The sequence below is a fragment of the Jiangella endophytica genome (genome assembly GCF_003427025.1).
Taxonomy (GTDB): domain Bacteria; phylum Actinomycetota; class Actinomycetes; order Jiangellales; family Jiangellaceae; genus Jiangella; species Jiangella endophytica.
The window spans coordinates 1-19,387 of record NZ_QVAI01000039.1 but is presented as its reverse complement, the minus strand read 5'-3'; the positions used below and the strand labels follow the sequence as shown (position 1 = coordinate 19,387).

18 protein-coding genes are annotated in these 19,387 nt (G+C 73.8%); 5 read left to right on the top strand and 13 right to left on the bottom strand.

Annotation, left to right across the window (positions count from 1 at the left end; genetic code table 11):
* Positions 1–1,165: 1,165 nt before the first annotated feature.
* Positions 1,166–1,924 carry a nitroreductase/quinone reductase family protein gene (locus tag DZA62_RS34820; protein WP_198664529.1) on the bottom strand — a complete coding sequence of 253 codons (759 nt, stop codon included), beginning with the start codon at positions 1,922–1,924 and terminating at the stop codon, positions 1,166–1,168.
* Between the two features lie 38 nt (positions 1,925–1,962).
* On the opposite strand from DZA62_RS34820, the gene DZA62_RS34815 reads away from it, so the two are divergent.
* Complete coding sequence (locus tag DZA62_RS34815) at positions 1,963–2,562, top strand: TetR/AcrR family transcriptional regulator (RefSeq protein WP_198664528.1); 600 nt, start codon at positions 1,963–1,965, stop codon at positions 2,560–2,562.
* Here the strand turns inward: DZA62_RS34815 and DZA62_RS34810 are convergent, their stop codons facing one another.
* The 9 genes from DZA62_RS34810 to DZA62_RS34765 form a co-directional block, all read right to left on the bottom strand.
* Complete coding sequence (locus DZA62_RS34810; RefSeq protein ID WP_116953576.1) at positions 2,563–3,168, bottom strand: response regulator transcription factor; 606 nt, start codon at positions 3,166–3,168, stop codon at positions 2,563–2,565. It lies immediately after the preceding gene.
* Positions 3,165–4,343: a sensor histidine kinase gene (locus DZA62_RS34805; RefSeq protein ID WP_198664527.1), complete on the bottom strand. Its 1,179-nt coding sequence runs from the start codon at positions 4,341–4,343 to the stop codon at positions 3,165–3,167. Before DZA62_RS34805 ends, DZA62_RS34810 begins: the two co-directional genes overlap by 4 nt.
* 23 nt (positions 4,344–4,366) lie before the next feature.
* The gene (locus DZA62_RS34800; protein ID WP_116953575.1) at positions 4,367–5,080 is read right to left on the bottom strand and encodes an ABC transporter permease; all 714 of its coding nucleotides are present in this window, start codon (positions 5,078–5,080) and stop codon (positions 4,367–4,369) included.
* Positions 5,077–5,991: an ABC transporter ATP-binding protein gene (locus tag DZA62_RS34795; protein WP_116953574.1), complete on the bottom strand. Its 915-nt coding sequence runs from the start codon at positions 5,989–5,991 to the stop codon at positions 5,077–5,079. Before DZA62_RS34795 ends, DZA62_RS34800 begins: the two co-directional genes overlap by 4 nt.
* 68 nt (positions 5,992–6,059) lie before the next feature.
* Positions 6,060–7,004, bottom strand: a complete 945-nt coding sequence (locus DZA62_RS34790) for a S1C family serine protease (RefSeq protein WP_116953573.1) — start codon at positions 7,002–7,004, stop codon at positions 6,060–6,062.
* A gap of 52 nt (positions 7,005–7,056) precedes the next feature.
* Positions 7,057–7,743 (bottom strand): hypothetical protein, encoded by a 687-nt coding sequence (locus tag DZA62_RS34785; protein ID WP_116953572.1) that lies wholly within the window; start codon positions 7,741–7,743, stop codon positions 7,057–7,059.
* Between the two features lie 798 nt (positions 7,744–8,541).
* The gene (lysA, locus tag DZA62_RS34775; protein ID WP_116953570.1) at positions 8,542–9,939 is read right to left on the bottom strand and encodes a diaminopimelate decarboxylase; all 1,398 of its coding nucleotides are present in this window, start codon (positions 9,937–9,939) and stop codon (positions 8,542–8,544) included.
* Between the two features lie 2 nt (positions 9,940–9,941).
* Positions 9,942–11,600 carry an arginine--tRNA ligase gene (gene argS / locus DZA62_RS34770; RefSeq protein WP_116953569.1) on the bottom strand — a complete coding sequence of 553 codons (1,659 nt, stop codon included), beginning with the start codon at positions 11,598–11,600 and terminating at the stop codon, positions 9,942–9,944.
* The gene (locus DZA62_RS34765) at positions 11,597–11,872 is read right to left on the bottom strand and encodes a helix-turn-helix domain-containing protein (RefSeq protein WP_116953568.1); all 276 of its coding nucleotides are present in this window, start codon (positions 11,870–11,872) and stop codon (positions 11,597–11,599) included. The genes argS and DZA62_RS34765 overlap by 4 nt, the downstream gene beginning before the upstream one ends.
* Positions 11,873–11,975: 103 nt before the next feature.
* On the opposite strand from DZA62_RS34765, the gene DZA62_RS34760 reads away from it, so the two are divergent.
* The 3 genes from DZA62_RS34760 to DZA62_RS34750 all read left to right on the top strand — a co-directional run bounded on the left by DZA62_RS34760 (position 11,976) and on the right by DZA62_RS34750 (position 14,561).
* Positions 11,976–12,560 carry a PadR family transcriptional regulator gene (locus tag DZA62_RS34760; protein WP_116953567.1) on the top strand — a complete coding sequence of 195 codons (585 nt, stop codon included), beginning with the start codon at positions 11,976–11,978 and terminating at the stop codon, positions 12,558–12,560.
* Positions 12,561–12,569: 9 nt separating this feature from the next.
* Complete coding sequence (locus DZA62_RS34755) at positions 12,570–13,328, top strand: VOC family protein (protein ID WP_116953566.1); 759 nt, start codon at positions 12,570–12,572, stop codon at positions 13,326–13,328.
* A 69-nt stretch (positions 13,329–13,397) separates the two neighbouring features.
* Complete coding sequence (locus DZA62_RS34750; RefSeq protein ID WP_116953565.1) at positions 13,398–14,561, top strand: DUF418 domain-containing protein; 1,164 nt, start codon at positions 13,398–13,400, stop codon at positions 14,559–14,561.
* 45 nt (positions 14,562–14,606) lie between these two features.
* Here DZA62_RS34750 and DZA62_RS34745 read toward each other — a convergent pair whose 3' ends face one another.
* From DZA62_RS34745 to DZA62_RS34735, 3 genes are read right to left on the bottom strand one after another with little or no spacing between them, the layout of a single operon-like run.
* Positions 14,607–17,318, bottom strand: coding sequence for an AAA family ATPase (locus DZA62_RS34745; RefSeq protein ID WP_198664526.1), 2,712 nt, complete (start codon positions 17,316–17,318; stop codon positions 14,607–14,609).
* 50 nt (positions 17,319–17,368) lie between these two features.
* Positions 17,369–17,869: a mycothiol transferase gene (locus DZA62_RS34740; RefSeq protein ID WP_116953563.1), complete on the bottom strand. Its 501-nt coding sequence runs from the start codon at positions 17,867–17,869 to the stop codon at positions 17,369–17,371.
* Positions 17,870–17,887: 18 nt separating this feature from the next.
* A complete protein-coding gene (locus tag DZA62_RS34735) occupies positions 17,888–18,445 on the bottom strand; it encodes a dihydrofolate reductase family protein (protein WP_116953562.1) in 558 nt (185 codons plus the stop codon).
* Between the two features lie 287 nt (positions 18,446–18,732).
* On the opposite strand from DZA62_RS34735, the gene DZA62_RS36630 reads away from it, so the two are divergent.
* Positions 18,733–19,377 carry a discoidin domain-containing protein gene (locus DZA62_RS36630; RefSeq protein ID WP_198664525.1) on the top strand — a complete coding sequence of 215 codons (645 nt, stop codon included), beginning with the start codon at positions 18,733–18,735 and terminating at the stop codon, positions 19,375–19,377.
* The last annotated feature ends 10 nt before the right edge of the window (positions 19,378–19,387 follow it).

Below are 19,387 nucleotides of genomic sequence, written 5' to 3'. Positions count from 1 at the left end.
CGACGAACTGGCAGCTATCAGGGGGACGGGGCGAGTCTGGACACGCCTCGGGCTCCGCAGGCGTGGTCCCGGCATCCAGCCGCGACGGTGACCCATGCCTCCCGTTCGCCGTGCCTCGAACTCCGCAAGCGTGGCCCCGGCATCCAGCCGCGACGGTGACCCATGCCTCCCGTTGACCCTGCCTCGAACTCCGCGAGCGTGGCCCCGGCATCCAGCCGCGACGGTGACCCATGCCTCCCGTTCGCCGTGCCTCTGCCTCAGCAACCTCGCGCACGGACCTCACCATCACCCAGGACGGCGACCGATCGCTGCCGTCGCCGGCCGTGGCCCGGATACCGGTGACCGTGGCCCGGATACCGGTGACCGTGGCCCGGATTCCGGTGACCGCGACCTACGCCACCCGTCGGCCGTGCACTCAGTGCCCGCTTCGTCCAGATTGTGGGGATATGGACAACGATGATCATCAACGATCCGGTACCTCACCAGGCGTTCTCCCCCTCCACCAGGCATGCATGCCTCGCAGAGCAAACACACGCCTAGGCAGGGACCTCAGATCACCGGCAAATCTCACCCAGTGGACACCACACGTGCCATGACGGCCCCGATCACGATCCAGCGACGAACCGGCGACCACACCCTCGCGACGGTCGCGAAAGCAGCGTCACGCCACAGCGAACGGCGCACCACGGCAAACGCCCACCGCCCAGGGGCAACGGTCGCGAAAGCAGCGTCGCACCACGGCGAACGGCACACCACGGCAAACGCCCACCACCCCGGGGCAACGGTTGCGAAAGCAGCGTCACGCCACGGCGAACGGCGCACCACGGCAAACGGTCGGTCGCCAACCCCGGGGCGACGGTGCACACCAGAGCGGACCGTGCCCGCACTCCCCCGTCCCCCTGATAGCTGCCCGCACTGAGACCGCGAGGGTGCGGGTCAAGCGGCCATCGCCGGCGCGAAGCGCCCAACAGTCCGCTTGAGGCGCACCCTCGCGACTCAGACAATCGGCAACAGGGGGACGACCAACCGTCGCAACTCCATCGAACCCCCGCACCCCGGCGGACGGCGGACTCAGCCGAGCCGACCGGACCACAAGGCACCCGAACCACCCCCGGGCACGCGCCGGAACGGACGCCCGCCGCCGGACCGCGGTCCCGGTCCACCGTCATTCCGGCCCGCTGGCAGCCAAGGTCCGGTCCCCATGGCGCTCGCTGCGCATCACGAGGCGTTCTGGCGCAGCACCGGGCCCGCATGCCTGGTCGAGCGGGAGCACGCCTGGTGATGGACGCGATCGTTGGTGATCATCGGCGTCCCCAGCACCGATCGGCGCGCCGTCGGGCAGCAGCCGGACCCGCACCGTGAGCAGGTCCGCGCCGAGCACGCGAACGTTCATCGCGTTGAGCATCCGCAGCGGGTGCCAGCGGACGATCGAGCGCTGCCGCGCCAGCGCGTCGTCGTCGGGCCGGAGCTCGGCGACGCCGCTGATCCACCGGTAGCGCCAGCCCACGCGCAGCCGGATGCGTACCCGCGGATCGCGCTGGATGTTGCGGACGTAGCCGGCCCGCAGGCCGTGCTCGGCGATGATCCAGAACTCGTCGCCGACCCGGCCGTTGCCGACGGGGGTGCGGCGTGCCCGGCCGCTCACCCGGCCGCGGGTCTCCAGGATCGCCAGCCCCAGCGGGTTGAGCCCGAGCCGGAACAGCAGGCGGACCAGCGGGTTGATCAGCCATCGCTGCAGCGTCCGCACGAACGCGATCTTCGCCCGCCGGCTCCTCGCGGTCACCACGAGGTTCGTGAGGAACAGGGCGGTCTGCGTGAGCGCACCGGCCAGGCCGGGCCAGGCTCCGGGGTCCAGCGCGTACAGACCCCACACCACCGCGAGCGCGGCGGCCGTGCCGACGGCCAGGCCTCGCGGCATCGTCATACGATCGTATGGTCTCATACGACTGTATGATGGCAGGCATGACGCAGGTGTCAACCCCCCGGCCGACGAAGGACGTCATCACCGCGGCGTTGCTCGACATCACGGCCGAGCGCGGCCTCGACCAGGTGAGCGTCCGGCAGGTCGCCGCCGCCGCCGGCGTCGCCATCGGCACCGTCCAGCACTACTTCCCCACCAAGGACGCCATGCTGACGGCGGCCTTCACCGAGGTCGTCCGCCGCATCCGCGAGCGCGTGGCGGCCACCGCCCTGGGGCCGGACGTCCGCCGCAACCTGGCCGCCGTCCTGCACGAGCTGCTGCCGCTGGACGAGCGCCGGGCGGCGGAGGTTCGTATCCAGGTGGCGTTCGCCGCCCGCGCCGCGACCACGCCGGCGCTGGCCGAGTTGCAGGGGGTCATCCTCGGTGAGGTCACCGACGCCATCGCGACGGCGTTCGCGCTCGCGGAGGGCGGCCGCGCGACGCCGGAGCGGGCCCGCGTGCAGGCCCAGGTCGTCCTCGCGACCGTCGACGGGCTCGCGCTGCACGCCGTGAGCTCGCGGGAGTGGATGACAGCGGAGTCGCTGACGGCGGCACTGGACCACGCGCTCGACGCGCTGCTGCCGGGTGAGGCGGCGGAGTAGTCAGAGCCAGCCGTTGCGCTCGGCCACCTGAACGGCCTCGACCCGGTTGCGGGTGCCGGTCTTGCCGATGGCGCTGGACAGGTAGTTCCGCACCGTGCCCTCGGACAGGTAGAGCCGACCCGCGACGTCGGCGACGCTGGAGCCGTCGCGCGACGCGCGCAGGACGTCGGCCTCGCGCGGGGTGAGCGGCGACGGACCGGCGGCCAGCGACTCGACCGCCAGGGCAGGGTCGACGACCCGCAGGCCGGCGTGGATGCGGCGGATCGCGTCAGCCAGCTGCTCGGCGGGGCTGTCCTTCACGACGAAGCCGCCGGCCCCGGCCTCGACGGCGCGACGCAGATAGCCGGGCCGGCCGAACGTCGTCACGATGAGGACGCGGCACGCCGGCACCTGCTCGCGCAGCACCGCCGTGGCCGCGATGCCGTCGAGTCCCGGCATCTCCACGTCCAGCAGCGCGACGTCGGGGCGGTGCTCGAGCGCGGCCGCGACGACCTCGTCGCCGCGCTCGACCTGCGCGACGACCTCGAGGTCGGGCTCCAGCGACAGCAAGGCCGCCATCGCGCCGCGGACCAGCGCCTGGTCGTCGGCGAGCAGCAGTCGGATCACGTCGCCATCATCGCGGCCGTGGTCCACCCGCCCGTTCCGTCGGGTCCGGCCTGCAACGTCCCACCGGCCGCCTCGACCCGTTCGCGCAGCCCGACCAGCCCGGACGACGCCGGCTCCCCCGGCCTCCTCCCGTCGGCGCCGTCGTTCCAGACCTCGATGGCGCCCGCGGTGACGGTGACCCGGGTATGGCGCGCACGACTGTGCCGCACCACGTTGGTGACGGCCTCGCGCAGCACCCAGCCGAAGATCTCCCGCCGTTCGGACGGCACGTGGTCGACGGCGGCGGGCAGCTCCGCGGCGATGCCGGCCGCCTCCAGCACCGTCGCCGCGCGCATCAGCTCAGACGCGAGCGTGACGTCGCGGTAGCCGGCCACGGTGCCACGGACGTCCTTGAGCGCCTCGCGGAGCAGCCCTTCGACCTCGTGCAGCTCGCCCCGGGCGCGGTCGTCGTCGGTGCCGACCATGCGGCGGGCCAGCTGCGCCTTGACCGTGGCGGCGGTGAGGCTGTGGCCGATGACGTCGTGCAGGTCGCGGGCGAAGCGCAGCCGCTCCTGCTCGACCGCCATCGACGCGATCTGCTCCTGCGCCCGCAGCAGCTGCCGGTTGGTGTCGCGCAGCCGGAAGATCGCGTCGGTGGCCCACGACGACCCGAGGATCGCGACGAGGAACCAGACGTTGACCTCCCACTCCAGCCCGAGCGTCCACGGGACCAGCACGACGGCGACGCAGATGCTGCCGATGGTGCTCCAGGCCTCGCGCCGCCGCATGATGACGAGCGCGGCCTGGCTCAGCACGAACCACACGACGACGCCGTTCTCGCCCGCGAACCCCACCACCAGCGCGCCGAGCACGCACAGCACGACGAAGCCGAACCGGCCGATCCCGCACGGCACCGGGTCGCCGCGCCGTCTGGCCACGGCCGCTCGGGTGAACACGACGTAGAAGGCGGCGACGAACGCCGCCAGCGCGAGGTAGCCGAGGATCGCCCAGCCCAGGGGGTAGTGCTGCTGGTAGATGCCGGCGGCGGTCGGGGTGAGGACGACGGCCCACACCAGGGCGGCGAACAGCGGCAGCCGTCGCTCACCGTCGCGGGCGAACGGCGAGGCCGCCGGGACCGGGCCCGGCCGGACCGAGTCCGGCGAGGTCGCGTCGGGCGAGACCGGTGTGGACGTCATCGCCGCCAAACTAGCGCGCGGGCTCACCGCTCCGCCCGGCCGTAGCGCCAGCGGACCAGCCCGGCCAGCAGCAGCGTCCACGCCGCGAGCGTGACCGCCGCCCGCACGACGTCGACGGACTCGCCGAACGGCGCCTGCGCGAGCGCGTTGAGCCAGTACGACGGGTACCACTGCGCGACCGACTCCATGCCGCGCGGCAGCTGGTCGATCGGCACGAACACGCCGCCGAGGAAGGCGCTGCCCAGCAGCACGACCATGCCGCGCGGCTGTGCCGCGTTCGCCGACCCGACCTGCCCGAGCAGCACGCCGATCAGCGCGAACGGGATGCTGCCGAGCCACAGCAGCAGCAACGACTCGACCATCGCCGGCAGGTCGGCCCCGCCGCCCTGCACGGCCAGCCCGACGACGAACACGAGCGTCACGGCCAGCATGCCGAGCACCAGCGCGACGACGCTCTTGCTCAGCGCGTACGACAGCGGGCGCAACGGCGACAGCCGCAGCTGGCGGGTCCAGCCGGCGTGCCGTTCCAGCGAGACCCGGCCGCCGGCGGAGATCGTGGCGGCCAGCCCCGCGAAGACGCCCATCATCACCATCAGCGACGTCGTGGCGCCGGTGTCGTCGCCCCACATCGCGTTGTACAGCAGGAACAAGCCGGTGGGCAGGCCGGCGGTGAGGACGAGCGCCGCGCGGTCGCGCAGCAGCCGGCGCACCTCGAGGATCGTGTAGGTGGCGTTCATCGGGCGGTTCCTCCGGTCCGGGTCGTGAGCGACAGGAACGCCTCCTCCAGGTCGGCGCCGGTCACCTCGATGTCGTGCGCCGCGGGCGAGTGGGCGAGCAGCGTGCGCAGGACGCCGTCGCCGTCGGCGGTCCGGATCCGCACGTCGGCGCCGTCGACGATGAGGCCGTCGGTGCCGAACAGGCCGGTCAGCGCGGCCGCGGACAGGTCCGGCACGGTGGCCCGGACAGTGCGCACGGCGACGATCGACTTGACGTGCCGTGGCGTGCCGTCGGCGACGATGTGCCCGTCACGCAGCAGGACGACGCGGTCGGCGAACCCGTCGGCCTCGTCGAGGTAGTGCGTCGCGAAGAGCACGGTGCGGCCGGCGGCGACGAAGCGGCGCATGGCGGCCCAGAACTCGCGCCGGGTGGCGACGTCCATCGCGACGGTCGGCTCGTCGAGGACCACGAGGTCCGGATCCGGGACGAGCGCGAGCGCGAACCTGATCCGCTGGGTCTGGCCGCCGGACAGTTCGGTGGCACGGCGGCCGGCCAGGTCGGCGATGCCGGCCCGCTCGAGCACCTCGGCGACCGGCAGCGGGTGCCGGTGCACGGACGCGAACAGCGCGACCAACTCACCGACAGTGGCGTCCTCGAGCATCGCGCCGTCCTGGAGCATGGCGCCGACCAGGCCGGCGTCGACGGCCTCGCGCGGCGTGCGGCCGAAGACGGCGACGGCACCGGCGTCGGGGCGGCTCAGGCCGAGGATCAGGTCGACGGTCGTGGACTTCCCGGCGCCGTTCGGGCCGAGCAGGGCGACGATCTCGCCGGGCGCGATCTCCAGGTCGACGCCGTCGACGGCGACCGTCGCGCCGTAGGACTTGCGCAGCCCGGTCAGCCGGACCGCGTGCGGAGCGGGGGTTTCGGTCATGCCTCCAGGGTCCGGCGGCGCCGGCCCCGGCGGAGGTCACCGCCGTCCGGTCCTGGGCATGACAGTTGTCACGACTGGTCGGCGAGCTCCACCGGCCGCGCGATGACGTCGACCATGGCGCCGTTGCGGAACGTGGTGATCGGCAGGGGCACGTCGATGGCATCGGCGAACATGCGCCGCTGCAGCGCCTGCGCGTCGTCGACCGCCTCGCCGCCCACCGTCACGACGAGGTCGCCGGTGCGCAGGCCGGCCACCTCAGCCGGGCTGCCCGGCTCGACGTGGACGATGCGGACGCCCTTGTCGCGGCCGATGCGCTCGGCCAGCGCCGGCGGCACCGGGGCGGGCGAGGTCGCGACCCCGAGGAACGCCCGGCGCACCCGGCCGTCGCGCAGCAGGGTGGTGACGATGCGGTTCGTGGTCGCGTTGATCGGCACGGCGAGACCGAGGCCCACCCCGGCGACCGCCGTGTTGATGCCGACGACCCGCGCGTTCGCGTCGGCCAGCGCGCCGCCGGAGTTGCCCGGGTTCAGCGCGGCATCGGTCTGGATGACGTCCTCGATGATGCGGACGGTGCGGCCGCTCTGCGCCGGCATCGACCGGCCCAGCGCGCTGACCACGCCCGCCGTCACCGACCCGGACAGCCCCAGCGGGCTGCCGACGGCGACCACCAGCTGCCCGACGGTGAGCTCGTCGGCGTCGCCCAGGGTCGCCGGCGGCGGGGTCTCGCCGTCGGCACGGACGACGGCGAGGTCGGACAGCCGGTCGCGGCCGATGACGGTGTAGCCGACCTCGGTGCCGTCGGCGAACGCCGCCGTTCCACGCGTCGACACGCCCACGACGTGCGCGTTCGTCAGCAGGAACCCGTCGCCGGTGAAGACCACCGCCGACCCGGTGCCGACGATGCCGGTGCGGCCGCGCCGTTCCCCCTGCACCGCCAGACTCGCGACGGACGGCAGCAGTGTGCGGGCCACTCCGGTGACCACCTGCGAATACGCGTCGAGCTCGTCGGCCACGGCGCACCTCCTGACCTCGAAGATGCAGGGTGAACGCCGGCTGGTCGTCACGCTACTCCCGTGTACGCCCTGGGCGGACAGCGCGCGGCGCGAGCCGGAAGCGCGCGGCCAGGTCCGTGGCGATCGCGGCGGCGTCCCGGGTGCCGTCCACCTCGACGACCCGCAGACCGGTGGCCGCCGCCTGCGCCCGCACCTCGGCGTCCCACAGCGCGTCCCGGGCCAGCCGCTTGGCCAGCATCGCGGCTGGGTCGTGGTCGCCCCAGTTCGCGCGGGCGCGCTCTGGGTCGGCATACCGCGCGGTGAGCATGCGACGGCGAAAACCGGCTGTGGGCAGCATGAACACCGCCTGCCAGGGTTCCAGCAGCAGTGGTGCGACCTCACGCGGCAGGTTGCCGAACCAATCGACGAGGACGGGCCGGTCCGCGGGCAGCGCCAGCAGGTCCTGCGTCACGAACCCGATCGTCTCGCCGTGCCTGCTCGCCATCGCGTCGAACAGCTCGGCGGCGCTGCGGCCGGCCCACCACGCACCGGCCGGCCCAGCGTGGATCATCGCGTGGAACCGCGGATGCTCGTGCTCGGTGGCGCGCTCCAGCCAGGCCTGCTCGGCGCGGTCACCGTCGTAGACCCGCGCGTCGTGCGCGTCGGCCAGCACCCGGGTGACGGTGCTCTTCCCCGCGCCGGTGCCGCCTCCGATCCAGCGCACGTGCGCCAGCCGCCAGGCGAGGTCGTCGTCGGCCACGGCGCCAGGCTACCCGGACGAGTGCGAGCGGATCGGTGGCATGAACCCTCGCTTCGACGACGTCGCCGACGATCTGCGTGCCGCCTACTCCGGCGGTGTGGAGGTGCGTGAGGCGACCCCCAAGACCGGGAGGAAGCTGGCCGAACGGGCCGCGTTCCTCGACCGGCCGCGGGCGGACGGGCGCGAACGCTGCTGGAGATCGGCGCCGGACCTGCCGCGGGAGTCGTTCGACGCGGCCTACTCGCTGAACTGCTTGCTGCACGTGCTTGCGCCGATGATCTTGAAGTGCCCCGGCGCACGTCGGCCCAGCGAGGGCTGGGCCGGGTGCGATCGCGGAGGACTCGCCGGCCACCTGGTCAGGGCGGCACGAGGCGGCGATGGTCTCCGTGATCGAGGAGTCGGCTATCCGCTCACCCCCAGGGCGAGCGATACCGCGAAGCACAACACCAGGCCGAGTGCCAGACCGGCGACCTGATACTGCCCTGGCGGGCTCACCAACCACCTGCGCAGGCGGGCTGGTGCGCGTTGCGTCCGAGAGCGGTCATTCACCCGAGTTCTACCCTTCTGACAGGGCGCCCGGGGATGAACCGCTGCTACGGCCGACCGGGAGCCAAACGTGCTGGCTGTCCCGGTCGGGACTCCAGTTATTGAGTTGTGCCCATATGGTCGGCGCGTATCGACAAGCGGTCAACCCCCGAGTTACGCTCGATTTTGCGCCGGGTGAGGTGCTGCTACACCGACGACCCCGGTGGCGGCGGGTCGCGGCGCGTTTGGGCTCACCCGGTTCCGCGCCGCGGCTCAGCCGACGTCGAGGGCCAGCAGGTCGTCCTCGGTCTCGCGGCGCATGATGAGCCGGGCGTCGCCGGCGCTGACGGCGACCACCGCGGCACGAGGCTGGTGGTTGTAGTTGCTGGCCATGCTGCGGCAGTAGGCGCCCGTGCCGGGCACGGCGACGAGGTCGCCCGCGGCGACGTCGTCGGGGAGGAACTCGTCCTTGACCACGATGTCGCCGCTCTCGCAGTGCTTACCGACCACTCGCGACAGCACGGGCGTGGCCGACGAGGCGCGCGAGGCCAGCGTGCACGAGTAGTCGGCGTCGTAGAGGGCGGTGCGGATGTTGTCGCTCATGCCGCCGTCGACGGCCACGTACCGGCGCGACGCCCCGCCGTCGAGCGGGACGGACTTGACGGTGCCGACCTCGTAGAGGGTGAAGGTCGACGGGCCGGCGATGGAGCGGCCCGGCTCGACGCTCAGCCTGGGGACGGCCAAGCCGTAGCCGGCGCACTCGTGCGCGATGATCTCGGCCAGCCCGGCCGCCAGGACGGCCGGGGTCTGGGGGTCGTCCTGGCTGGTGTAGGCGATGCCGAAACCGCCGCCGAGGTCGAGCTCGGGCAGCTCGACGCGGTGTTCGTCGCGGACGGCGGCCTGCAGGCCGAGGACGCGGCGGGCGGCCACCTCGAAGCCGGCGGTGTCGTAGATCTGCGACCCGATGTGCGAGTGCAGCCCGAGCAGCCGCAGCGACGGCGACTTCAGCACCGCCCGCACCGCCTCGGCCGCCTCGCCGGAGGCGATGGAGAAGCCGAACTTCTGGTCCTCGTGGGCGGTGGCGATGTACTCGTGCGTGTGCGCCTCGACGCCGACCTTGGTGCGGACGAGGACGGACGCCCGCACGTCGCGCGCGGCGGCCAGCGTGGCCAGCCGGTCGATCTCCTCGAAGGAGTCGACGATGATCCGCCCGACGCCGGCGTCGAGGGCGCGAACCAGCTCGGCCACCGACTTGTTGTTGCCGTGCAGGCCGATGCGCTCGGCCGGGAACCCGGCCCGCAGTGCCACGGCCAGCTCGCCGCCGGAGCAGACGTCGAGGTTCAAGCCCTCCTCGGCCACCCAGCGGGCGGTCGCGACGGAGAGGAACGCCTTCCCCGCGTAGTAGACGTCCGCGTCGCCGAACGCCGACCGGAACGCCCGCGCGCGGGCGCGGAAGTCGTCCTCGTCGACGACGTAGAGCGGGGTGCCGAACTCGGTGGCCAGCTCCTTCACCGACACGCCGCCGACCCGCAGCACGCCGTCGTCGTCGCGGGCGACGCCGTCGGCCCACAGGCCCGGGAAGAGGGCGTTGACATCGTCGGGCTCGCGCAGCCAGGACGGGCCGCGGTGGCCGGCCTCCGCGTGCAGGGCGCCGGCTTCGTGTGCGCGCATGGTTACATCCGATCCGGTGCGTCGACGCCGAGCAGGCCGAGGCCGTTGGCGAGCACCACCTTGGTGGCCTCGACCAGCCAGAGCCGGGCACGGTGCAGGTCGGTGGTCTCTTCGTCGCCGATCGGGAGGATGCGGCAGGCATCGTAGAACTTGTGGAACGCCGACGCGGTGTCCTCGAGGTACCGGGCCACGCGGTGCGGCTCGCGCAGCTCGGCCGCCGTCGCCACCAGACGCGGGAACTCGGCCAGCGCGCCGAGCAGCAGCGACTCGCGCTCGTGGTCGAGCAGCTCGGGGTGCAGCTCACCCTTGTCGATGCCGAGTTCGGCGGCGTTGCGCTGGAGCGAGGCCAGCCGCGAGTGCGCGTACTGCACGTAGTAGACCGGGTTGTCCGGCGCGTGCTTGGTGATCTGCGCGACGTCGAGGGTCAGCGGGGAGTCGGCCGGGTAGCGGCACAGCGAGTACCGCAGCGCGTCGACGCCGGCTGCCTCGACGACCTGGCCGAGCGTCAGCATGGTGCCGGCCCGCTTGGACAGCCGCAGCTCCTGGCCGTCCTGCACGATCTTGACCAGCTGGCCGATCGGGATCTCGATGTTCTTCTCGGGGTCGTCGCCCGCGCACGCCGCCAGCGCCTTGAGCCGGCCGATGTAGCCGTGGTGGTCGGCACCCAGCAGGTAGACACAGACGTCGAAGCCGCGCTCGCGCTTGTCGACGTAGTAGGCGGCGTCGGCGGCGAAGTAGGTGTACTCGCCGTTGCCGCGGCGCAGGACGCGGTCTTTGTCGTCGCCGAAGTCGGTGGTGCGCATCCACAGCGCGCCGTCGGCGTCGAACAGGTGACCCTGCTGGCGCAGGACGTCGAGCGCGTGCTCGACGCGGCCGTTCTCGTGCAGGCTGCGCTCGGAGTACCAGACGTCGAAGTGGGTGCGGAAGGCGTCGAGCTGGGCCTGCTGCTCGGCCAGCTGGAGGCGGTAGCCCTCTTCGCGGAAGACCACCAGCTGCTCGTCGCGGGGGCGGTCGAGCAGGCCGGGGACGGCGTCGACGACAGCCTTGGCGAGGTCGGCGACGTACTCGCCGTGGTAGCCGTCCTCGGGGACCGGCTCGCCGTGCGCCCGGGCCATGATCGACGCGCCGAACTTGTCCATCTGGGCGCCGCGGTCGTTGATGTAGAACTCGCGGGTGACGGCGGCGCCGGCGGCTTCGAGCACCCGGGCCAGGGCGTCGCCCACGGCGGCCCAGCGGACGTGGCCGAGGTGCAGCGGGCCGGTGGGGTTGGCCGAGATGAACTCGACGTTCATGGTGGTGCCGGCCAGCGCGTCGCCGCGGCCATAGGCCTCGCCCGCCTCGACGACGACGCGGGCCAGCTCGCCCTGCGCGGCGGCGGAGACGGTGATGTTGAGGAAGCCCGGCCCGGCGATGTCGACCGCGTCGACGCCGTCGGCCTCGCGCAGGCGGGCGGCCAGCAGCTCGGCCAGCGCCCGGGGGTTGGTGCCCGCCTTCTTCGCCAGCTGGAGCGCGACGTTCGTGGCGTAGTCGCCGTGGTCGCGGTTGCGCGGTCGCTCGACGGTCACCTGGGCCGGCACGCCGTCGGGCAGGGCGAGGTCACCTGCGTCGACGGCGGCGGTGAGGACGTCACGTACCGCGGCGGAGAGCTGTTCGGGGGTCACCGGCCAAGCGTAGCCATTTCGGCGGCGTCGTCGGCGGCCAGCCCGGCGAGCAGGTCGTCGAGGGACAGGCCGAGGACGTCGGCGACCGCCACGACGGTGAAGAAGGCCGGCGTGGGGATGCGGCCGCGCTCGATCTTGCGCAGCGTCTCGGGCGAGATGGCCGCCTGGGTGGCGACGTCGACGATGCTGCGCCCGGCCCGCGCGGTGCGCAGCGCCCGGCCCAGCCGCTCGCCGCGTTCGTGCTCGGAGATCGTCAACGGGACTCGGACCATGACACCGATAGTAATACCGGTCCCCGTTGGCACCCTCCGTCTCGGGAGGGTAGTGTGAACTCACTAGCCAAATTTGGTTAGCTGGCCGATCCGGAGGCACCCGATGACGTCGCTGCGACTCCTGGTCCTGGGCGCGCTGCGCCGGCGCGGCCGCGCCCACGGCTACCAGGTCCGCACCGACCTGGAGGCCTGGGGCGCTCACGAGTGGTCGACCGCCACCTCGGGCTCGATCTACCACGCGCTCAAGAGCATGTCCCGGCACGGCCTGCTGACGGTGCACGAGACCGTCGCCTCGGCCGCCGGCGGTCCGCCGCGCGTCGAGTACGAACTGACCGACGAGGGCGAGCGTGAGTACCTCACGCTGCTGGGCCGGGCGCTCGCCGCGCCCGATCCCGCCATGGACGTGCTCGCCGCGGCCGTCGGCCTGATCGAGGATCTGCCCCGCGACGAGGCGCTGCGGCTGCTCCGCGAGCGCGCCGCCGCCATGAAGCAGTGGCGCGCGAGCGTCACCGATCATCTGCCGCCGGGGACCGACCTCGACAGCTGGGGCCCGGTCGGCGAGGTGCTGGGGTTGTGGCTGACCACCGCCGACACCGGCGCTCGCTGGACCGGCCGCCTCATCCGCCGTCTCGAGGACGGCGCCTTCACCATGGCCGGCGAGGCGCCCGCCCCGCCGGTGGAACCCTGAGGAGAGCCCGTGGCCAACGAGATCACAGTGCCGGTGCTGCCGTGCCGGTCCATCGACGAGATCGACGCGTTCTACACCATGCTCGGCTTCACCCGGACCTACTACCAGACCCGGCCGAACCCCTGCATCGGGCTGCAACGCGACGACCTCCAGCTGCAGTTCTTCGGGATGCCCGATTTCGTGCCGGAGGACTCCTACGGCACCTGCGTGGTCCTCGTGCCAGACACCACGGCGCTGTTCGAGGCCTTCGCCGCCGCGATGCGCCGGGCACACGGCAGGATCCTGGTGTCCGGCATCCCGCGCATGACCCGGCCGCGCAAGCGCAAGAACGCCGAGGGCCGGTCCGGGTTCTCCGTCGTCGACCCGGGCGGCAACTGGATCAGGATCATGGCCGCCACGCCCCCGCCGGACGACGAGGACGCCGGATCCAGCCGGCTCACCCGCACGCTGCGCAGCGCGGTCGTGATGGGCGACTCGCACGGCGAGCACGTGCGGGCGGCCGAGATCCTCGACGCGGGCCTGGAACGGTACGAGGACGCCGCGACGACGAGCGAACTGGTCGAGGCGCTGGCCTACCGCGCCGAGCTCGCCGTCCGAACCGAGGACCCCGGCGGTGCCGCCGCAGCCGTGGCCCGGGCCCGGGCGCTGCCTCTCACCGCGGCGGAGCGCGACGAGCTCGCGCCGGCCCTGGCCGGCCTGGACGACGTCGAGGCGATCCTGCGCGGTGACCTCCGCAGCGCACCCCCGGCCGGCGGCGCCGCCGGATAGCCGATGGTCGCGGCGCGGCCGACTTTGGTCCGATGCGCCACCCGCCCGGCGACCGCGAGGCTCGTCGGCATGGCCACGACTGCGCGAGCCCGGCCCGCCGGACCCACCGCTCCCGCCGAGCGGGCGCTCGGCCCCGATCTCGCGCGCGGCTTCATGCTGCTGTTCATCGCGCTCGCCAACTCGCACTACTTCCTGCGCGGCGACACCGTGCGCGGCGGGTTCCCGATGAACGGGTCGTGGCTGGACTCCGCCGTCACCTGGCTGATCGCGACGTTCGTCGACGGCCGGGCGTTCCCGATGTTCGGGCTGCTGTTCGGCTATGGCGTCGCGCACATCGTCAGGCGCAACGAGGCGCTCGGCCCGCGCGGCGTGCGGCGGTTGCTGTGGCGGCGCAGCCTGGTCCTGATCGTGGTCGGTTTCCTGCACGCCATGCTGCTGTACGTCGGCGACATCCTCGCCGCCTACGGCGTGCTACTGCTGCTCGGCGCCTGGACGGTGCGCTGGCGGGCCCGCTGGTTGGTGCTGATGGCCGCCGTGTTCTTCGCGCTGGGACTCGCGCCGTCGGCCGACTCCGGGTCCGTCTCCACCGACCCGCCGGACGCGTCGATGCTGCCACCGGACCTGCTGAGCATGTTCTCCGAGCGCATCACGGTGCAGCCGATCATCATGCTGCTCGGACCGCTCGGCTTCGCCTGTCCGTTCCTCGTCGGGCTGCTGGCCGGACGGGCGCGGGTCCCCGAATTGCCCGACCGGTACCGGCGGCTGCTCACCGTCACGGCGGTCGCGGGCATCGCCGTCGCCGTGCTCGGCGCCCAGCCGGCGGCGCTCATGCTGGCCGGTGTCACCGACGTGCCGGGTGCGGCGGCGCTGGAGCTGATCGGGCCGCTGCACGACTGGTCCGGCGTGCTCGGCGGATTCGGGTACGCGGCGCTGATCACGCTGGTCGCGGCCCGGCTCACCGGGCGGACCGGCCGGATCACCGAGGCGATCCGGGCCACCGGCCAGCGCTCGATGACCTGCTACCTGCTCCAGTCGGTGGTGTGGGCGGCGGCGTTCACGCCGTTCCTGCTCGACCTCTCCGGCACGCTCACCGTCGCCGGCACCGCGCTGCTGGCCACCGCGACCTGGGCGGCCACCGTCGCCGTGGCGGACCGGATGCGCCGGACCGGCCGGCGCGGCCCGTTCGAGCTGCTGGTTCGCCGGGTCACCTACGGACGGCGGCCCTCTGGCTGAGTGAGTCCGGTCGCCGGTAGCGGGCCGAAGATCCGCCGGACACGCCTAGAGATCGAGCCGGCTGAGCTCCGCGCGGCGGCCCACGCCCAGTTTCGGGTACGCCTTGTAGAGATGGTGGCCGACGGTGCGCGGGCTGAGGAACAGCTGGCCGGCGATCTCCCGGTTGGTCATCCCCCGCGCGGCCAGCCGGACCACCTGCAGCTCCTGCGGGGTCAGCCGGCCGGCGGGGCGCGGCTCCGGCCGCCGCTCGGGCTCCGGGCCGCCCAGCGCGTGCAGCTCCGCCCGCACGCGCGGCTTCCAGGCGTGGGCGGCGATGCGGTCGAACGTCTCCAGCGCGTGTGTCAGCTGCTCGCGCGCGGCGGACGGGCGGCGGCGGCGGCGGCGCAGCCACTCGCCGTAGACCAGCCGGGTGCGGGCCTCGTCGTACGGTCCGCCGCCGGCACTCAGCGACGCCTCGAACCGCTCGGCCGCCGCCGGGCCGTCGTCGAGCAGGGCCGCGCAGCGCAACGCGAGCGCCGTCGCCGCCGGGCTCGCCGTCCGCGCCGCCCACCGCTCCAGGTCGGGTGCCCAGACGACGGCGCGATCGTGGTCCCCGGCCCGGACCGCGGCCTCGACGTGGTCCGGGATCGCACGGACGGTCACGTCGAACCGGGCCGGTCCGGCGCAGGCCTGCTCGAGCCGGTCGAGCGCGGCCACGGGCTCGGCCCGGGCGAGGGCGGCGACGCCCTGTGCCCAGGCGGCCATCGCGACGGCCATGCGGTGCCCGCGGCTGGCGTTGCGAACGGCCTCCGCTTGCCGCCCGGCCTCGGGGTCGCCCCGGACGGCGGCCAGCCAGGCCGCGATCGACGTCAGGACGGTGACCTCCAGATGCTGGCCCAGTTCGCTCGCGAGGTCGGCCGCCTCCGTCACGGTCACCTCGGCGTCGCGCAGCCGCCCGGACACCAGGTGAGCCAGCGCCAGCGGCTCCAGCGCGTACGGCAACCAGCCGATCGCGCCGTCGCCGCGCAGCGCCGCCGCCTGCGCCGCCAGCAGGTCCAGCGCGGCGTCGTCGGCGCCGATCAGCAGGCCGGCCAGGCCGCCGAGCAGCCGTTCGACCGTGCCGCCGATCCGGCCGTCGCTGGTCGACAGCAGCAGCCCCCGCAGCGGCTCGGCCGTCACGGTGGCGTCGCCGCGCAGCAGCAAGGTGATGCCGACGATGCCGTCGCGCACCTCGTCGCGGCCCGGAGGGAGGTCGCGTGCCAGGTCGGCGCAGCGGGCCAGCAGGGCAGGGTCGGCGGCGTCGCGGGCGCACCACGTGGCCTCGGTCAGCACCGCGGTCGCGCGGTCCGGGTCGGTCGTGAGGATCGGCGCGGCCGCCTCGAGAGCGAGCACGCAGGCGCGCGCCGGCGAGTCGCGCTCGTACGCCACCTGGGCCCGCACCCAGGCCGCCTCGACGGCCTGACCGACCGGCATCCCCGGCACGTCGGCCGCCGTGGCCAGCGCCTCGGCCCGGCCCAGCTCGCCGGCGTCGTAGGCGGCGCGCGCCGCACCGGCCAGCCGGCCGGGGCCGTCCGGGCCGTCGGTGCTCAGCGCGGCGGCGCGCTCCCACGCCCGGGACGCGGCCGCGGGCGCGCCCCTGGCCATGGCGCGTTCGGCAGCGCCGTCCAGCGCGGCCGCGGCGGTCTCGTCGGTGCCGGCGGCCGCCGCGGCGAGATGCCAGGCGCGACGGTCGGCGTCGCGGGCGTCGAGCACGGTCGCCAGTGCACGGTGCGCGGCCAGCCGGCGGCCGAGCGGGACGTCCTGGTAGGCGGCGGCGCGGACCAACGGGTGCCGGAACTCCAGCGCGCCGGCCGTGACCCGCACGATCCGTAGCAGCTCGGCCGGCTCCAGATCGGCGACGCCCAAGCCGAGCAGCTGCGCGGCCGCCGTGAACACCGTCAGCTCGGATCGGTCGTCCGCGGCGGCCAGCAGCAGCGCCCACCGGGTGCGCTCGGGCAGCGCGAGCAGGAGCCCACGGAAGTGCTCCTCCAGCCGGCCGGCCGCGGGCAGCGGCGCGACCGGCGCCGGCAGGACGCCGCCGGGCCGGTCCGCGGCCAGCTCGACGATGGCCAGCGGGTTCCCGCCGGACTCCCGGATCACCCGGTCGGCGACGTCGTGCGGCAGCGCGCGCAGGCCCGCCAGCAGCCGGGCCGCGCTCTCGTCGTCGAACCGGGGCAGCGTCAGGCTCTCGATGCCGTCGGCGTGGAACGGACGGTCGCCGTCGCGAGCGGTGAGGATCGCGACGACCGGGTCGGCGTGCAGCCGGCGGGCCGCGAACAGCAACGCGGCGGCGGACGACCGGTCGAACCAGTGCGCGTCGTCGAGCAGGCACAGCAGGGGCGCCTCGTCGGCCAGCTCGGACAGCAGCAGCAGCGTCGCCGCGCCCACCATGAGCGGCTCGGTCGGCGCGGCGACCGTGCCGAACGCGGCCCCCAGCGCGCGGGCGTGCGGCGCGGGGAGGCCGCCGACGCGATCGGCGAACGGCGTGAGCAGCAGCTGCAGCGCGGCGAACGGGATCTCGGCCTCGGACTCCACCCCGGACACCCGCAGCACCCGGAACCCGCCGGCGATCGCCGCCGCGTGGTCGAGCAGCGCCGTCTTCCCGATGCCGGCCTCGCCGCGCAGGACGAGCGCGTGCCCGTGCCCGTCCTTGGCGCCGGCCAGCACGCGCCCCAGCCGGGACCGCTCGCTTGCGCGGCCGACGAACGCTGGCGCGCCGCCGCTGCCTGTCTGGTGCACACGGCGACGGTAGCCGAGCCGGTGCCGCCGCGGATGGGCGGCAAGACCGGCTATTCGCCGGTCCAGCCGTCGATGCGCTCGCGGATGAGGTCGGCGTGGCCGTTGTGCCGGGCATACTCGCCGATCAGCTTCTGCAGGTTCCAGCGCAGGCTGCGGCCGTTGCCGGCGCCGACGGAGTCCAGCGTGGCGTGCGCCGCGATGCGTTCGTCGGCCAGCGTCCGCTCTCGGGCCCACGCGGCCAGCGACTCGTCGACTGCGGCGGCGTCGACGTCGAAGTCCCACTCCGGGCCGTCGTCGGCGTACTCGCCCCAGACGCCGCGCCACGGCCCGGGCGGGCCGAGCGCCCAGCCCGCGTAGGCCCACTCCATCTCGGTCAGATGGCGCATCACGCCGACGAGCGACAGCGACGACGGCGGCACCGTGCGGGCGGCAAGCTGCTCCGCATCGAGCCCGGCGCAGTTCGCCCGGAACGCGTCGCGGTGGAACGCCAGCCAGCCCAACAGGATGCCGCGTTCGTCGCCGTCAGCCGGCTCGGGGACGCGATCGGCCACCGGCCGAGGCTAACAGCCTCAGCCGCGCGGAATGTCCGTCCCGGTCGGCCGGTACTCGGTGAGCACGATGCGCCCGTCCAGGACCCGGCTGCCCGCCAGCTCCAGCTCCGTCGCGGCGAGGTCGGCGAAGAACGGGTCCCGGCCGGACTCGCCCACGATCAGCGGGAACGTCATCAGCCGCAGCCGGTCGACCAGTCCGGCGTCGATCAGCTGCCGGGCCAGCGAGACGCTGCCCATGGTGCGCAGCGGGACGTCGCCGTCCTTCAGCTTCCGGATGTCGGCCTCGAGGTCGTGGCAGAGCCGGGTGTTCGGCCAGTCGGTCTGCGTCAGTGTTCGGGTGAACACGACCTTCTCCAGCTCGGTCCACTGCTGCCAGCCGTCGTCGCGCGCCTCGGCCGGGATCTGCGCCAGCGCCTCGTACGTCACCCGGCCCAGCACGACCAGCTGCGGCGCCGCCGCCTCCGACATGATCCATTCGTCCAGGTCAGGGCCCATATAGCCGAAGTATCCCGGTGACGTCTCCCCGCGGGCGAACCCGTCGGCAGAGACGAAGATGTCCACCGTCAGCGTGCTCATGTCAGTCCTCTCGTCACGTGCTCGTGTCGGTTGGACCGGCGCGACGGCCAGAACTCATCGGCGAGACGCGGCTCGACTGCGGGCGCCGGCGTCGCGTAGCGTCTCCGCGCAGCGATGAGGAGGTCAGCGTGACGGCCGTCTGCGGCTCGTGTGGGAACCGCGTCTCAGAGTTGGCTCTGGAGTGTGCCCGGTGCCGCGCCCCGATCGGGACGACGCCGGAACCGGCACCGCCACCGGCGGCGACGACGCTCCCGCCTCCCCCGCCGCCGCCCACGGCGGTGACCCCGGTGGCCCTGCTCGCACCGCCGATGCCGCCACCGCCGCCGCCACCGGCGCCCGACCGGGAACGGGTGTCGCGCACCGTCCTCGTCATCGCCGCGGCGGCGGCGCTGATCGTCGTCGTGATGATCGCGGTGGCCCTGATCACGCAGGACCCGGCGGACGCCGGCGACGACGAGACGGCGGCCGCGGGCGAGGTCGCCGCGCAGGCCGAGGTCGAGGTGCCCGGCACCGCACCCGACGGCAAGGACAGCGCCGGCGAGGATGTCAGCTACACCGCCGGCCATCTCGTCGACGGCGACCCGAGCACGGCCTGGCGGGTCGAGGGCGACGCCGAGGGCGAGGAGATCGTTCTCACGCTGCCGGAGACGCGGACTGTCACCGAGGTCGGCATCGTCAACGGCTACGCGAAGGTCGACGACGACAGCGGCGACCGCCGCTACGGCCAGAACCGCCGCGTACTGGCCGCCACCTGGATCTTCGACGACGGCACCGAGGCCTCCTTCGAGCTGGAGGAGACGGTCGAGCCGCAGGCGTTCACGCTCGAGTCACCGGTCGAGACGACGACGGTGCGGGTGCGCCTCGACGAGGTCTCCGATCCCGGCGGCCGCGATTTCACCGCGATCAGCGAGCTCAGCCTGCTCGGCCGGTAGCTGACGGGTA

Coding starts and splice junctions, on each gene's coding strand:
- DZA62_RS34765 (WP_116953568.1), bottom strand. CDS start 11,872: ATGGTCCGAGTCCCGTTGACGATCTCCGAGCACGAACGCGGCGAGCGG.
- DZA62_RS34735 (WP_116953562.1), bottom strand. CDS start 18,445: ATGAGCACGCTGACGGTGGACATCTTCGTCTCTGCCGACGGGTTCGCC.
- lysA (WP_116953570.1), bottom strand. CDS start 9,939: ATGCGCGCACACGAAGCCGGCGCCCTGCACGCGGAGGCCGGCCACCGC.
- DZA62_RS34815 (WP_198664528.1), top strand. CDS start 1,963: ATGACGCAGGTGTCAACCCCCCGGCCGACGAAGGACGTCATCACCGCG.
- DZA62_RS34760 (WP_116953567.1), top strand. CDS start 11,976: ATGACGTCGCTGCGACTCCTGGTCCTGGGCGCGCTGCGCCGGCGCGGC.
- DZA62_RS34750 (WP_116953565.1), top strand. CDS start 13,398: ATGGCCACGACTGCGCGAGCCCGGCCCGCCGGACCCACCGCTCCCGCC.
- DZA62_RS34805 (WP_198664527.1), bottom strand. CDS start 4,343: ATGACGTCCACACCGGTCTCGCCCGACGCGACCTCGCCGGACTCGGTC.
- DZA62_RS34800 (WP_116953575.1), bottom strand. CDS start 5,080: ATGAACGCCACCTACACGATCCTCGAGGTGCGCCGGCTGCTGCGCGAC.
- DZA62_RS34820 (WP_198664529.1), bottom strand. CDS start 1,924: ATGACGATGCCGCGAGGCCTGGCCGTCGGCACGGCCGCCGCGCTCGCG.
- DZA62_RS34795 (WP_116953574.1), bottom strand. CDS start 5,991: ATGACCGAAACCCCCGCTCCGCACGCGGTCCGGCTGACCGGGCTGCGC.